The organism is Acidovorax sp. Root267 (assembly GCF_001429215.1).
GTDB lineage: Bacteria > Pseudomonadota > Gammaproteobacteria > Burkholderiales > Burkholderiaceae_C > Acidovorax > Acidovorax radicis.
The window spans coordinates 395,768-409,764 of sequence record NZ_LMJC01000029.1 but is presented as its reverse complement, the minus strand read 5'-3'; the positions used below and the strand labels follow the sequence as shown (position 1 = coordinate 409,764).

At 67.4% G+C, this 13,997-nt stretch carries 15 protein-coding genes; 3 read left to right on the top strand and 12 right to left on the bottom strand.

What is annotated here, in order from left to right:
* Window positions 1–34: 34 nt before the first annotated feature.
* Entirely contained in the window at window positions 35–967 is a 933-nt protein-coding gene (locus ASE39_RS18245; protein WP_057272047.1) for a hydroxymethylglutaryl-CoA lyase, read from the bottom strand.
* A 212-nt stretch (window positions 968–1,179) separates the two neighbouring features.
* Here ASE39_RS18245 and ASE39_RS18240 point away from each other — a divergent pair, with 212 nt between their 5' ends.
* Complete coding sequence (locus tag ASE39_RS18240) at window positions 1,180–2,241, top strand: ornithine cyclodeaminase (RefSeq protein ID WP_057272046.1); 1,062 nt, start codon at window positions 1,180–1,182, stop codon at window positions 2,239–2,241.
* Between the two features lie 11 nt (window positions 2,242–2,252).
* Here ASE39_RS18240 and ASE39_RS18235 read toward each other — a convergent pair whose 3' ends face one another.
* From ASE39_RS18235 to ASE39_RS18220, 4 genes are all read right to left on the bottom strand, one after another.
* Window positions 2,253–2,957 (bottom strand): nitroreductase, encoded by a 705-nt coding sequence (locus ASE39_RS18235; protein WP_057272045.1) that lies wholly within the window; start codon window positions 2,955–2,957, stop codon window positions 2,253–2,255.
* 17 nt (window positions 2,958–2,974) lie between these two features.
* Window positions 2,975–3,382: a polyhydroxyalkanoic acid system family protein gene (locus ASE39_RS18230; RefSeq protein WP_057272044.1), complete on the bottom strand. Its 408-nt coding sequence runs from the start codon at window positions 3,380–3,382 to the stop codon at window positions 2,975–2,977.
* Window positions 3,383–3,393: 11 nt separating this feature from the next.
* Entirely contained in the window at window positions 3,394–4,545 is a 1,152-nt protein-coding gene (locus tag ASE39_RS18225; RefSeq protein ID WP_057272043.1) for an aminopeptidase, read from the bottom strand.
* Window positions 4,546–4,641: 96 nt separating this feature from the next.
* Entirely contained in the window at window positions 4,642–5,745 is a 1,104-nt protein-coding gene (locus tag ASE39_RS18220) for an IPTL-CTERM sorting domain-containing protein (protein WP_206779134.1), read from the bottom strand.
* Between the two features lie 299 nt (window positions 5,746–6,044).
* On the opposite strand from ASE39_RS18220, the gene ASE39_RS18215 reads away from it, so the two are divergent.
* Entirely contained in the window at window positions 6,045–6,719 is a 675-nt protein-coding gene (locus tag ASE39_RS18215; RefSeq protein WP_057272132.1) for a DNA-3-methyladenine glycosylase I, read from the top strand.
* On the opposite strand, the gene ASE39_RS18210 is transcribed toward ASE39_RS18215, so the two are convergent.
* The 4 genes from ASE39_RS18210 to ASE39_RS18195 all read right to left on the bottom strand — a co-directional run bounded on the left by ASE39_RS18210 (window position 6,720) and on the right by ASE39_RS18195 (window position 9,626).
* Window positions 6,720–7,919: an MFS transporter gene (locus ASE39_RS18210; protein WP_057272041.1), complete on the bottom strand. Its 1,200-nt coding sequence runs from the start codon at window positions 7,917–7,919 to the stop codon at window positions 6,720–6,722. It lies immediately after the preceding gene.
* A gap of 21 nt (window positions 7,920–7,940) precedes the next feature.
* The gene (gene arsC, locus ASE39_RS18205; protein ID WP_057272131.1) at window positions 7,941–8,363 is read right to left on the bottom strand and encodes an arsenate reductase (glutaredoxin); all 423 of its coding nucleotides are present in this window, start codon (window positions 8,361–8,363) and stop codon (window positions 7,941–7,943) included.
* A 71-nt stretch (window positions 8,364–8,434) separates the two neighbouring features.
* Complete coding sequence (locus ASE39_RS18200; protein ID WP_057272040.1) at window positions 8,435–9,112, bottom strand: DUF1045 domain-containing protein; 678 nt, start codon at window positions 9,110–9,112, stop codon at window positions 8,435–8,437.
* A gap of 52 nt (window positions 9,113–9,164) precedes the next feature.
* On the bottom strand, window positions 9,165–9,626 hold the full coding sequence (locus tag ASE39_RS18195; RefSeq protein WP_010462900.1) for an Lrp/AsnC family transcriptional regulator: 462 nt from the start codon (window positions 9,624–9,626) through the stop codon (window positions 9,165–9,167).
* A gap of 97 nt (window positions 9,627–9,723) precedes the next feature.
* Here ASE39_RS18195 and ASE39_RS18190 point away from each other — a divergent pair, with 97 nt between their 5' ends.
* On the top strand, window positions 9,724–10,692 hold the full coding sequence (locus tag ASE39_RS18190) for an EamA family transporter (RefSeq protein WP_057272039.1): 969 nt from the start codon (window positions 9,724–9,726) through the stop codon (window positions 10,690–10,692).
* Here the strand turns inward: ASE39_RS18190 and ASE39_RS18185 are convergent.
* The 3 genes from ASE39_RS18185 to ASE39_RS18175 are packed head-to-tail and all read right to left on the bottom strand — an operon-like array spanning window position 10,637 to window position 13,915.
* Entirely contained in the window at window positions 10,637–11,035 is a 399-nt protein-coding gene (locus ASE39_RS18185; RefSeq protein ID WP_029414001.1) for a RidA family protein, read from the bottom strand. The two genes, ASE39_RS18190 and ASE39_RS18185, sit on opposite strands and share 56 nt — an antisense overlap.
* On the bottom strand, window positions 11,035–12,693 hold the full coding sequence (locus ASE39_RS18180; protein ID WP_057272038.1) for an AMP-binding protein: 1,659 nt from the start codon (window positions 12,691–12,693) through the stop codon (window positions 11,035–11,037). The genes ASE39_RS18185 and ASE39_RS18180 overlap by 1 nt, the downstream gene beginning before the upstream one ends.
* A gap of 4 nt (window positions 12,694–12,697) precedes the next feature.
* Window positions 12,698–13,915 carry an acyl-CoA dehydrogenase family protein gene (locus tag ASE39_RS18175; RefSeq protein WP_057272037.1) on the bottom strand — a complete coding sequence of 406 codons (1,218 nt, stop codon included), beginning with the start codon at window positions 13,913–13,915 and terminating at the stop codon, window positions 12,698–12,700.
* Window positions 13,916–13,997: the final 82 nt, after the last annotated feature.

Genomic DNA, 13,997 nt, shown 5'->3' with positions numbered 1-13,997 from the left:
GAGGTCGCCTTTTTTGCATTCCAGGACAACAGCTTCAACGGCGCATTGCGCCGGGCGCCCACCCTTTGGGCAGCCCCGCCTCTGGCGTCATGCCATAGATCGGCTCGCCAGGCAGCCCCACCTGCAGCGGCGCACGTGCGGCCATAAGGCGCTCCAGGTCGACACCCGTGCCAATGCCCATGGCCTCGAACATGAACACCAGGTCTTCTGTCACCACGTTGCCCGATGCGCCCGGCGCATAGGGACAGCCGCCCAGGCCGCCCAGAGACGCATCGAACGTGCGCACCCCCACGTCGTAGGCCGCCAGGCAATTGGCCAGCCCCAGGCCCCGCGTGTTGTGCATGTGGGCCGCCCCGGCCCGGGTGCCCAGCTCGGCGCGCAGGCGCGTGAACAGGCGGCGCACCTGCGCCGGGTTGGCCATGCCGGTGGTGTCGGACAGCCCCACCTCGTCGGCGCCCGCCTCGGCGCACAGGCCCGCAAGCCAGATCACATCGTCCTCGGGCACCTCGCCCTGCAGCGTGCAGCCAAAGGCCGTGGACAACCCCACCTCCACCAGCATGGCGGGAGCCTGTGTATCGCGCAGGTGGACCACGGCGCGCACTTCCTCGACCATGGCCTCGCGCGTCTTGCGCACATTGGCCTGCGAATGTGCGGCGCTGGCCGACACCGGCAGCGTGACCTTGTGCACACCCGCCGCCAAGGCTGCCTCGGCGCCGCGCAGGTTGGGCGCCAGCGCCATCACGGTGACGCCGGGGTGGGCCAGCGCATGGCGCACCACCTCGGCCACATCGGCCATCTGGGGCAGCAGGCGCGCCGGGACAAACGAGCCGACTTCGATCTCGCGCAGGCCGGCCGCCACCAGCGCATCAATCCAGCGCAGCTTGTCGGCAGTGGGCATGGTGGCCTTCACGGACTGCAGGCCGTCGCGTGGACCGACTTCGCTGATGAGGATGTCCGAAGGCGTCATGGTGCGGAATGTTGTCGGAAGGGCATAGATTGCGCCCGGTAGGGGGAGGATAGCGCGCCCACGCCACCAGAGCGTGGGCGCCGGCTATTGTGCAAAGTGGCAATTTCCCCTGCCATACCGGCAAACTGGCCTGCAATATGCGGCAGTTTGGGCGATTCCCATTGCTGCGACGCTCCAGGACACTGCTTCTATCCCACCCGGAGACAAGCACCATGCCTTCCAAAAATCACTTTTCCACCCTTTACCTCAGTGCGCCCGATGTCATCGCATTGGTGCAACGCAAGGGCGTCGAGGCCTGCCTGCGCGGCATGGCCGACTACCTGCATGCCGACTACCTGCGCTGGAACGCCTTCGACAAATCGGCGCGTGTGGCCAGCCATTCGCGCGACGGCGTGATCGAGCTGATGCCCATTGCCGACGACCAGACCTATGCGTTCAAGTACGTCAACGGTCACCCCAAGAACACGCGCTGGGGCTTGTCCACGGTGATGGCGTTTGGCGTGCTGGCCGATGTGGCCACGGGTGCGCCGCTGCTGTTGAGTGAGCTCACCCTCACCACCGCCCTGCGCACCGCCGCCATGTCGGCCGTGGCCGCCCGCGCTCTGGCCCGTCCCGGTGCACGCACCATGGCGCTGATCGGCAACGGCGCCCAAAGCGAGTTCCAGGCGCTGGCCTTCCACCACCTGCTGGGCATCGACACCCTGCGGCTGTTCGACACCGACCCGGCCGCCACCGCCAAGCTGCAGGCCAACCTGCAAGGCACGGGCCTGCGCACCGTGGTCTGCACCAGCACGGCCGAGGCCGTGCGCGGCGCCGACATCGTGACCACGGTGACGGCGGACAAGACCAATGCCACCATCCTCACGCCCGACATGCTGGCACCGGGCATGCACATCAACGCAGTGGGGGGCGATTGCCCTGGCAAGACGGAGCTGCATGCCGATGTGTTGCGCCAGGCGCAGGTATTTGTCGAATACGCGCCGCAGACGCGCATCGAAGGCGACATCCAGCAACTGCCGGCCGACTTTGCCGTGACCGAATTGTGGGAAGTGCTGGCGGGCCTGCGTGCCGGCCGGGCCAGCGATGCGGCGGTGACGGTATTCGATTCCGTGGGCTTTGCGCTGGAGGACTTTTCTGCGCTGCGGTTCCTGCGCGACGCGGCCACCGAGTTGGGCATGGGCCAGCCCATCGAACTGATTCCCGAACTGTCAGACCCCAAGGACCTGTTCGGGGTGCTGCGCACGCGCAGCCCCTTGTTGCGCGCTGCCGCCTGATATCCGCTCGGTCAGTCCCGCCACACCACGCTGCCCGCCGGATCGGCACGCGTGGTGCGGAAATGGTTGGCCGGATGTTCCGGGTCCGCCATGCCGAACGAGATGCCGCAGACGATGGTGCGGTCCTCGCCAATGCCCAGCACCTCGCGCAGCACGCCGGGGTAGGAGGCCAGCGCAGCCTGTGCGATGGAGCCCACGCCCAGGCTGTGCGCGGCCAGCATGAAGTTGCTCACATACGCGCCGCAGTCCACCGCACCATAGACGCCCAGCGCCTCGTCGCTGGTGATGATGGCCACATGCGGTGCGCCGAACATCGTGAAGTTCTGCGCCGCCTGGCGGGCCGAGGCCTCGCGGTCGCCCTTGGCAATGCCCAGCGCTTCGTACAGGCCCCAGCCACATTCGCGCCGCCGCTCCTGGTACACCCCCCGGTATTCGCGGGGCCAGGGCAGGTCGGGCGCAGGGGCCGCTGTGGCCATGTGGGCCGACAGTGCGCTGCGCAGGCGCTCCAGCGTGGCGCCACTGGCAATGGTGAGCTGCCAGGGCTGCGCATTGCACCACGAGGCCGTGCGCTGCGCTGTGGCCAGGATGCGCTCGATGGTCGCGCGTGGCAGGGGTTCGGGCAGAAAGGCGCGGCAGCTGTAGCGGGTGTGGAGCAGTGTGGAGAGGGTGTCGAATGCCGGGCTGTAGGTGGCAGAGTCCGTGGCGGTGGATGTCATGGTCAGGGCCCCGGCGGCTACGCCTTCTTGGCCTTGGGTGCGGGTTTCGCCGCTGCTTTGGTGGCCGGCTTGTCTGCACCCGCCTCCGCCGCGTGTTTCTTCTTGTCGGCGGCGGGCTTCTTGGCGCCGGGGTGGGGCGCATTGAGCAGGGCGTCGAGCTGTTCGCCAATTTCGGCCTCGATGCGGTCCTTGAACGCGCCGAACAGAAAACCGAGCTGTGCCTTCATCTCGAACTGGTGGGCATCCACCAGCAGCGTGCCCTTGACGCCCGAGCGGGTGAAGGTCAGCAGGTCCTCCTTCTCGCCTTCTTCGTAGGTGCATTCCATGTCGAATTTTTCTTCGGCCTTTTCGGCCCAGGAGAAGGCGACCTTGCGGGCTTCCTTGAAGCCCAGGTGGTGGTCGCGGTGGATGTGGATGTCGGGCATGGGTCGTCTCCTTAGGGCGTTGTCTGGGAAGGCCGCAGTGCGCGCAAGGCCTCGTGGCGTTGAGGCTGGGGCTGCTGCGTCAGTTGTCGTACGGCATCATAAAACCGGGGCCAGTCGCGGCCTTCGCGCTCAAACAGGGCTTCGAATCGGGGCACCAGTTCGTCGTAGGCGGCCTGGGCGGCAAAGCTGGCGTTGTTGGCCTTGGCCACCCAGCGGTCGTAGCCCGTCACTTGGGCCGTGGTGGCCTGGGGGGCGGGGCCGCCTGGTGTACCCAGCCAGCGTGCGCGCAGGGCTGCGTAGTCGGTGCGAAAAGCCTCCATTGCTTCAATTTTCATAGCTGCTAGCGCATTACCACCAAGCGCTGGGGCCTCTTTTTGTTCATAAATGGCTGCCAGCCGGGCGCGTGTGGCGCGCGTCAGCGCGCGGAAGGCGCTGCGCCGCGCCTCGCTGGTGGCAAACGCCTCGCGCGCCTGCGGGGTGGACTGGGTTGCCAGCCACTGCGCAATGCCGATGCGCTCCACGGCCGTGGCGAACGACTCGTTGAACAAGGTGTCGTTCTTGGCATAGACCACCTGGTGCGCCAGCTCGTGGAACAACAGGCGCACAAAGTCGCCCTCGGGCCAGGCGATGAAGGTGGAGAGCAGCGGATCGCCCCCCGCCCAGTTCATGTAGCCCAGCGTGGAGTACGCGGGCACGCCATACACCTCCACCTCCAGGCCTTGCGCGGCCAGTTCAGCCGCCTCGGCCTGCGCGGCGCCCTCGGTGAAGTAGCCCCGGTAGCCAATGCAACCCGTGACCGGGAAGCACCAGGTGTGCAGCGTGAGGGAGTACGGCGGCGCGGCCACCACGTTCCACACGGCGGCGGGGCGTTTGAGGTCCGCATAGCGGCGGTAGCTGGCGTTGTCGGGCAGGCCCAGCTCGGCCACGGCAAAGGTGCGGGCACGCTGCGCCAGCTGCAGCCGCTCGCGCAGGGCGGGGCTGATGTCGGTGCGGGCGATCCAGCGGTCAATGGGCTCGGCCGCCTGCATGATCTGCATGTGCCCCTGCACCGACTGCCAGTAGTAGCCCAGCATGCTGGCGGGTCCGGTGGTGCTGGCGCAGCCCGCCAGGGCCAGGCTGGCCAGCGCGATCGCAAAACCGGGGCGCAAAAGGGACGGGCGCATACAGGCAACGGGAGGGGGCGGGTGGACAGGCCGGCGCGCAGCGCGCGCCAGGGGGAACATCAGTGTAGATGTAGGCAGTCGCAGCGCGCGAGCCGCTTACCCAGCCTTGCGTCGGCCCCGCGAGCGCATCGCCGCCGAGCCGGCCAGCAGGGCCGCCAGCAGCGCCAAGGCTTGTGGCGAAAGTGCTGGCACCGCCACAGCCGGGCTGACCGCGAACAGGCCTGAGAACGTGGCCGCGTTCTGAGGGTTGCCCTGGGCGTCGAGTGCGCCGCTCACCTGGATGCTGATGGCTGTGTTGACCGCGCCGTTGCCAATGGTGAAGTTCTGCACATAGTGGGTGCTGTCCAGCCAGCTGCCCGCAGCGGGCGCAAGAACAGCGCCTCCGCCCGAGACCACTCCCGCCATCGTGGGGGCCACGGAGGTGTCCATGGGTTCGCTGAAGGTCGCGGTCAGCGCCAGGTTTCCACCTGCATCCCCCGCCTGGATCGCGCCCTGGCTGGGTACGAGGGCCGTGAGCGTGGGGCGCTTGGTATCGATGCTGAACACGCTGGTGAGCAACTGGGCGGTGCTCTTGAAGTTCGGGTCGTCGCGGCGTCCGACGCCGCCAGGGATCAGCGCATCCACGCTGCTGAACTCGTCTCCGCCTTCCGCGATGGTCCACGTCACCCTGAGCAGCGTGCGGCTGGCCCATTGGGATTGCACGTTGCTGAAAGACCCCAGCATGCCCCCCGCCACAGCCGGGAAGGTGATGTTCGGGCACAGGAAAGCGTTCAGGGTCGTGCCGCAGCCCCCGTAGTCGGTCGCCCTGTCGTAGCGCACGAAGAACTGCACCACCTTGCCCGCATCCGCCGTGGTGATGGGGCGCGCGCCCGCCGGGCTCACGATCGTGTTGTCGGGAAGAATAAAGCCCACCATATCGATAACGCTGGGCGGCGGAACGTACATGAGCCCGAAGACGTCAGCCTGCAATGCGGGCATTTGCAGCTCGCTGTTGGTATCGCGTGCGCCAGACACCGCGACGTCCACATTGAGCATGGTCGTCACGACCGCGCTGGTTTGGTAAGTCTGCTGGAATGTGTTGGCATCAAGCCACGATGCGCCCGTGGGCGACATGGAGCCCAGCGCGTTTTCTCCGGGTGTCGGAAACGAGATCACAGGCGCCACCGTGGTATCCATGGGGCTGTCGTAGATCACTGTCACATTGACGGTCTGGTTCTGGACAGCAGGGCTGGAAGGCCCGGTAATCAACATGACCACAGGGGCCGCGTGCGCAAGGCCGGTAGTGAGCAATGCCGCCACCCAGACCCACTGCGCCCCTGTGCGCAACCACTGCCGTAGCGGTGCGAATGTGGCGCCTGGTTCGGCTGCCCTTTTGTTTTCTTGCTGACGCATCGCACTCTCTGCCCGTCTTCGTGGCTGCCGGCGGAGAGTTGTGGCCATCCGCAATGAACCCGGGATTTTACCGGCGCGCCGCAGCGTGGGGCATGCAGAATCACACCATGACCGACGCTCTCGACACCGCCTTCCCCACTGTTGCCGATTTGCCTGCCGGACTGTTCGCCGATGAAGCGCAGTGCCCACGCTGTGCCTGGTGCCAGGCCACGCCTTTCTACCGCCACTACCACGACCAGGAATGGGGCTTTCCGGTGGCGGACGACCGGCGGCTGTTCGAGAAGATCTGCCTGGAGGGCTTCCAGTCGGGCCTGAGCTGGCTGACCATCCTGAACAAGCGCGAGGGGTTTCGCGCAGCGTTTGCGAACTTCGATGCTGAGCAGGTTGCCGCTTTCGGCCCCACCGATGTCGAGCGCCTGGTGCAGGACGCGGCCATTGTGCGCCACCGGGGAAAGATCGAGTCCACCATCAACAATGCACGGCGCGTGCTGGAGCTGCGGCGCGAGTTCGGCTCACTCGCACACTACGCGTGGCGCTACGAGCCTGCCGCCGCCGACCGGCCCGAGCGCCTCACGCGCGAGGTGGCGCGCACCCTGTCCACGTCGCCCGCGTCCATCGCCATGTCCAAGGACCTGAAAAAACGCGGCTGGAGTTTTGTGGGCCCCACCACGGTGTATGCCTTCATGCAGGCCATGGGGCTGGTGAACGACCACCTGGAGGGTTGCCATTCGCGCGCCCCAGCGCTCAAGGCGCGGGCGGAGTTTGTGGCGCCGCGCGGTTGATCAGCGCTGCGCCACGGGCCGCAACAGCCACAACGCTCCGAGCGCTGCCAACCCCAGCAGCGTGGTGGCCCACAGGGCGGCAGCGCCCACACCATCGATCAGCATGCCGAACAGCACGGGGGCAAAGGCCTGTGCCACGCGGGCAGGCACCATCATGAGGCCCTGGCGGGCGCCGTAGCCTGCAGGCCCAAACAGCACCAGCGGCAGCGTGCCCTTGGCAATGGTCAGGATGCCGTTGCCGGCCCCGTGCAACACCGTGAACACCGCGGCTGCGGGCCCGCCCACCACCATCAACAAGGCCGCGCCCACCGGGTGGGCCACCGCCGCCAGCTGGGCTGACAGCAATGGATGCAGGCGGCGCAGGAAGCCAAACTCCAGCAGGCGCGCCGCCACTTGGGCCGGACCCACGAGCGCCGCCATGGCCACCGCCGTCTGCAACGATGTGCCACTGGCCTGCAGCAGGCGTGGCAGATGGGCCGCCATGGCAGTGCTGGTGAACCAGGTGACGGCAAACACGAAGGACAGCAGCACGGTGGTGCGCAGCGCGTGGTCGGGAGCGGGCGATGCAGGTGTGGCTGTTGTGGCGGCGGTGGAAGAGTGTGTACCGGCTCCTGTGGTTGGGCCCTTCTCTTCGGACGCGATGCGCGGCAACCAGCCGTTCAGCGGTAAGCCCACCAGCAAATGCAATGCTGCCCATCCCACGCACGCGCCGCGCCAGCCCCATTGCACTTCCATCCAGGCCGACAGCGGCCAGCCCACGGTGCTGGCAAAACCCGCAATCAGCGTGATGCCGGTGATGGCACTGCGTGCGCCCTGGCCGTACAGGCGCACCAGCGTGGCAAACGCGGCCTCGTACAGGCCGGACCCCATGGCCACGCCCATCAGCACCCAGGCGGAAAACAGGCCCACGGGGCCCTGCGCCAGCGCCATGCCCGCCAGGCTGGCGGCAAACAGCAGGTTGGTGCCCACCAGCACCGGTCGCCCGCCGTGGCGGTCGATGGTCCGACCCGCAACCGGCCCCAGCAACGCCGACACGATGAGCGCCACCGAGAACGCTGCGAACACGGTGGGGGTGGCCACGCCCAGATCGCGCGCCATGGGCACGGCCAGCATGGCGGGCAGGTAGTAGGACGAGGCCCAGGACAAGGTCTGGGCCGTGCCCAGGCGAGCCACGGTCCAGCGTTGTGAGGCGGCGGTCATGCGCCGCAGTGCGCTACGGCCTCAGACACGCTGGCCCTGGGCATTGGTCACGACTTCGCCATCTTCCTTGGTAAAGGCGCCTTGCTGGGGGGCGGGCAGGATATCCAGCACCTTCTCGGACGGGCGGCACAGCCGTGTGCCCACGGGCGTGACCACGATGGGGCGGTTGATGAGGATGGGGTGCTGCAGCATCGCTTCGACGAGCTGCGCGTCGGTCACGCCCGGCGCGTCCAGTTGCAGCTCGGTGAAGACCGCTTCCTTGGTGCGCACGGCATGGATCACCGGTTCACCCGTGGCGGCGATCAGCGCCAGCAGGGTGGCGTGGTCAGGTGGGGTCTTGAGGTATTCGATGATTTCGGGCTCCACGCCGCTGTTGCGGATCATGGCGAGCGTGTTGCGGGACGTACCGCATTTGGGGTTGTGATAGATCGTGACGGAAGGCATGGCGGTGTCGGTGGTGGTCATTGAATTGGCTGTGGGCGGGTGGCAAGCTGTGCCAGGCGCTGTTCCAAGGGCTAAGGTGCCATCTCCACGTGGTCCAGCAGCACAAAGTCAGCGCCCGGCGTGGGCTCGGCAAACAGGGCCAGGCTGTTGAACTTCAGCGTGGGCAGGTCAGAGAAATATTCCTGCGCGGCATCAAAAACCAGGGCCTGCGTCTGCGCATCCACCTGCTGCAACGGGCCGGTGAGGGGCAGGTGAAAGCGGAACGCCTGCTGCGCCAGCGGATGTTCGCTGCGCAACGGTTCGGTGCCGGATGGCGGAGCGGCCAGGCGGTGCAGCGCGGCATGGCCGGCTGCAGCGGTTTCCTGCAAGGCGCTGTTGGCGGCGTGGGACGCAGGCAGCACCAGCGCCAGAACGTCGCCCACGCGCTCCACATGCAGGGTTGGCAATACACAGGGCATGAGGCTGTGGGCCAGCGCCTGTATGGCCTGGTGCAGCGTGAGCCAGTCCGTGCCGGGTGCCAGCGCAAAAGGCGCCAGGAGCGGGGCCTGCCAGCCACGGCGGCGCGGTGCGGCCGTCAGCCGGTGCAGGTCGTCAGCGGAAACCCCTGCAATACCGAGCTGCTGCAGGGGCTTCACCAAGGCGGCGCAGCGGCCCAGCCAATGGCTGCCGGCCAGCCAGCCCAGGCTGCCGGGGTTGGGGGCAAAAGACACCGCATACCGGTAGGCGGCGGAGGGCGCATCGTGGGCCATGGCGGGTGTTAGGAGCCTGTCGGACTTGGAAATCGTCGGCTGCAAATCGACCTCAGCCACCCTTGTCCCCGCTCATCCAGCCCAGGTCCAGCGGCCGGTCCTCGAACTCGGTGTTGAGCACCACGGTGCTGGTGGTGCGGGCCACACCGGCAATGGCCTTGATTTCGTAGATCACATCCTCCAGTGCGCGCGCATGCGTGGTGCGCACCTTGGCCAGAAAGTCGTATTCGCCCGCCACGCTGTGAAGTTCTTCCACCTGGGGCATGGCGCGCAGGCGCGGTGCCACGTCACGGCAATGGATGCCGCCGTCGTTGCGGATGGCCACGAAGGCGGTGAAGTTGAGCCCCACGCGCTCCGGGTCCACGCTGATCGAAAAACGGCGGATCACGCCTTTGTCCAGCAGCTTCTTCACGCGTTCGTGCACGGCGGCCGTGGACAGTCCCACTTCGGCCCCCACGTCGGCATAGGAGCGTCGGCCATCCGCTCCCAATGCCGAAATAATTCTGGCGTCCATGTCATCTGTCTGAATATTTGCTTGCATATCCGATTGATTTTGGTAAAAATTCCGAAAACCTCACGGTTTCCATAAATTATTCGGTAAGGTGGAGAATATGCCGGCAATTTTCAACGCGCAACCCCGATCACAGCGAAGCTGGGCCGTCGCCATAGCGCTGCTGCTGGTCTATGTGGTGTGGGGCACCACCTACTTCGCCATCGGCATTGCGGTGCAGACCATGCCGCCGCTGCTCATGAATGCCATCCGTTTTCTGTGCGCGGGCGGCGTGATGTTGCTGATTGCGCTGTGGCAAGGCCATGCACTGCCCACGCGGGTGCAGTGGCGCAATTCGGCGGTGGTCGGCGGCTGCATGGTGTTCCTGGCCATGAACCTGATGGGCTTTGCGCAAAAGCTGGGCATTGGTTCGGGCCTCATGGCCACGGTGGTCACCACCATGCCGATGTGGCTGGCGCTGTGGTCGCGCTGGGGCGGCGAGCGGGTGCCTTTCACCAGCTGGATCGGCCTGGCGCTGGGCGTGGTGGGCGCGCTGCTGCTGGCGCTAGAGGGCGATTTTTCGGCCACCTGGCTCGGTGCGCTGCTGGCCTTTGGTGCGCCGCTGTGCTGGAGCATCGGCTCGTATGCATCGCGCAAGCTCTCGTTGCCCGCACCTGCCATGGCCTCGGCCGCGCAGTGGTTTGCGGGCGGCGCGATGGGGCTGGTGGTGGCGCTGTGGTTCGAGCCGCTCTCGGCTCTGGGCCAGGTCAGCGCCAAGTCGTGGGCGGCGTGGGTCTATCTGCTGGTGTTTGGCACGCTGGTGGCGCTCAATGCGTATCTGTGGTTGCTGCAGAACACGTCGGCCGCGCTGGCGGGCAGCTATTCGTTTGTAAACCCTGCGGTGGCGCTGCTGGTGGGCGTGGCGCTGGGCGGCGAGCTGCTGACGGGCTGGGTGTTTGCCGCGCTGCCGTTGATTGGGGCGGCGCTGGCGTTCATCCTGTACGGGCAAGCGCTGCAGCGGTGGCTGGAAAAGCTCAGTCCGGGATTACGGCGGTTGCTTCAATCTCGATCTTCGCGCGCTCTTCCATGAGCCCCGCCACCTGCACACACGCCATCGCCGGGAAGTTCTTGCCCAGCACCTCGCGGTAGACAGCACCCAGCTCCTTCAGGCGGCTGTTGTATTCGTTGCGGTCGGTCACATACCAGGTCAGCCGCACCAGGTGCTCGGGGCCCGCACCACCGGCCTCCAGCACCGCACGCACATTCAGCAGGGTTTGCCGGGTCTGGGCGATGAAGTCGTCGCTCTCGAACTGCTGCTGCGCGTTCCAGCCGATCTGGCCGCCGGTGAAGACCATGGTGCCGCGTGCGGCCATGCCGTTGGCATAGCCCTTGGGGGCCACCCAGCCCTCGGGTTGCAATACTGTGTTCATCATCATGTTGTTTTTGTAGAGGAAGGAGCCGCAGCGCCCTGGCGCAGCTTGAAGCGCTGCAGTTTGCCGGTTTCGGTGCGGGGCAGGGTCGCGACGAACTCCACCACGCGCGGGTATTTGAACGGGGCGATGGTGGCTTTCACATGGTCCTGCAAGGTCTTGACCATGGCTGCATCGCCTGTGTGGCCGGGCTTCAAGACGCAGATGGCCTTGACCACCATGCCGCGCTCCTCGTCGGGCACGCCGATCACGCCGCACTCGGCCACGGCGGGGTGGCGCAGCAGGGCGTCTTCAACCTCGGGGCCGCCCACGTTGTAGCCGGCGGTGATGATCATGTCGTCGTCGCGCGCCTGGTAGAAGAAGTACCCGTCGGCGTCCTGCGTGAACGCATCGCCCGGGTAGTTCCAGCCGTCCTTCACATACTTGGCCTGGCGCGGGTCGTCGAGGTATTTGCAGCCCGTGGGGCCGATCACGGCCAGCTTCCCTACCGTGCCCAGCGGCACCTCATGGCCACCGTCGTCCACCACCTTGGCGATGTAGCCGGGCACGACTTTGCCGATGGCGCCGGGGCGCGTTTCGCCGCCTGCCGACGAGACAAAGATGTGGAACATTTCGGTGGCGCCGATGCCGTCCGTCATGTCGATGCTGGTGGCGTTCTTCCACAGCTGGCGCGTAGCGTCGGGCAGGCCCTCGCCGGCGCTCACGCTGATGCGCAGCTGCGGCAGGCCGATCTGTTGGGCGAACGGCGCCATCTGCCGGTAGAAGGTGGGCGCGGTGTAGCAGATGGTGACGCCCGCGTCGCGCATCAGTGTGACCATGGTCTCGGGTGTGTAGGGCTGGTCGGGGAAGTACACGCTGGCCCCCGCCCACATGGGGAATACCAGCAGCCCGCCCAGCCCGAAGGTGAAGGCCAGCGGCGGCGAGCCGGCCACGATGTCGTCGGGCGTGGCCTTGAGCACGTGGCGCGGCCAGGCCTCGCAGGCGGCCAGGACGTCGCGATGGGTGTGCACCGCGGCCTTGGGCGCGCCGGTGGTGCCGGAGGTGAAGGCCATCAGCGCGATGTCGTCGGCCGCCGTGGGGCAGGGCGGTGTGGTGCCCGGCTTGGCCTGGGCGCGCTGGATCAGGTCGGCCGCGTCGGGCGCGGTGTGGAACGGTACGATGGCGGCCAGCACGGGTTGCTGCGCCTGCGCAGCCTGCAGTTCGGCCAGCAGGCGGCCGTCGCACAGCGCCAGCGTGGGCTGTGCGCGTTCGATGATGCTGGCCAGCTCGCCCGCGCGCAGCAGCGGCATGGTGGCCACCGCGACCAGGCCGGCGTACACCGTGCCCAGCCAGGCCAGTGCCATCTCCACCGTGTTGCCGCCGCGCAGCAGCACGCGGTTGCCGGGCACGAGGCCGTGGTCCTGCGTGAGCACTTCGGCAATGCGCGCGGCCTCGGTCCAGGCGTCGCGGTAGGTGTACGTGCGGTGCGGGCCGCGCAGCAGCGGGCGGTCGTTGTGGCCGGCGCGCTCGGCCTGTTCGAACAGGGCGAGCACCAGGTTGGCCTGGTCTGCGATCTGTAGTTCGGGCAGGTCGTAGCGCATGGTCGGCAAGGCGGATGCGGGTGGCAGCCGGTCGTGCACGAAATGGTCGGGCTGGGCCGAGGGTTGAGAAGAGGCTTTCATGCGATCACTCCTGCAAAACGGCCTTGCCGATGATGAGTTGCTGCACTTCGGTGGCGCCTTCGTAGATGCGCAGCGAGCGGATGTCGCGGTACAGCGACTCGACCTTGCTGCCCACTTCCACGCCGCGCCCGCCGTGCAGTTGCAGTGCCATGTCGATGACGCGCTGGGCGTTTTCGGTGGCGGTCATTTTTGCCATCGCTGCCTCGGCGGTTACCCGGGTGCCACCGCGCTTTTCGCCCTCGTCGCGCAGCCAGGCCGCACGGTAGGTGAGCAGCGCGGCGCCGTCCACCAGCGCGGCCATCTCGCCGATCTTGGCCTGCGTGAGCTGGAAGTCCGCCAGCGTCTGGCCGAACATGCGGCGCTGGCGCGCGTGGTGCACGGCCTCGGCCAGTGCGCGGCGCGCCATGCCCAGCGCCGCAGCGGCGACCGACGCGCGAAAGATGTCGAGCGTGCGCATGGCCAGTTTGAACCCGCCGTTCTCTTCACCGAGCAGTGCGGTGGCGGGTACGGTGCAGTTGCTGAACTGCAGCGTGGCCAGGGGGTGCGGCGCCATCACGTGGATGTGGTGCGAGGCATCCAACCCTGGCGTATCCGCATCGACGATGAAGGCGCTGATGCCGCGCGTGCCGCCCGCCGGGTCGGTCTTGGCGAACACGCAGTAGAAGTCGGCGATGCCGCCGTTGCTGATCCAGGTCTTGGTGCCGGTCAAGGAATATGAGTCTTTTGGGCCGCTACCGCTGGATGAATAAGCACTGGTAGCTATCGTTTGCATAGCACCCACGTCCGAACCCGCCTCGGGCTCGCTGAGCGCAAACGCCGCGATCAGCTCCCCGCGCGCCACGCCCTGCAGGTAGTGCGCCTGCTGCGCCGGGCTGCCCGCCAGCGTGATCGCGCCGCTGCCCAGGCCCTGCATCGCAAACGCAAAGTCCGCCAGCGGCGAGTGGTAGGCCAGCGTCTCACGCAGCAGCACCAGCGCGCGTGAGTCCAGCGCGGGCAGCGCGCCGCCGTGTTCGGCGGGCACGCAGTAGCGCAGCCAGCCGCCCGCGCCCAGGCGTTGCACCCAGTCGCGGCAGGCGGCGCGGTCGTCGGTTTCATCGACCTGCTGCGCGGCAGCCCAGGGCACCAGGCCCTCGGCCAGCGCGCGGTGGGCGTCGTCGAAGAAGGGCAGGGCCAGGTGCGCCGTCGATGGCGGGCGGGGGGCCGGGGGCGTTGCAACGTGCATGGTTAGAAGGTGTGGATGAGCCCGGCGTGGCCGAGCAGACTGCGAAAACGCGGCCGATTTAGGCGCAAAGCACAGCCATAGC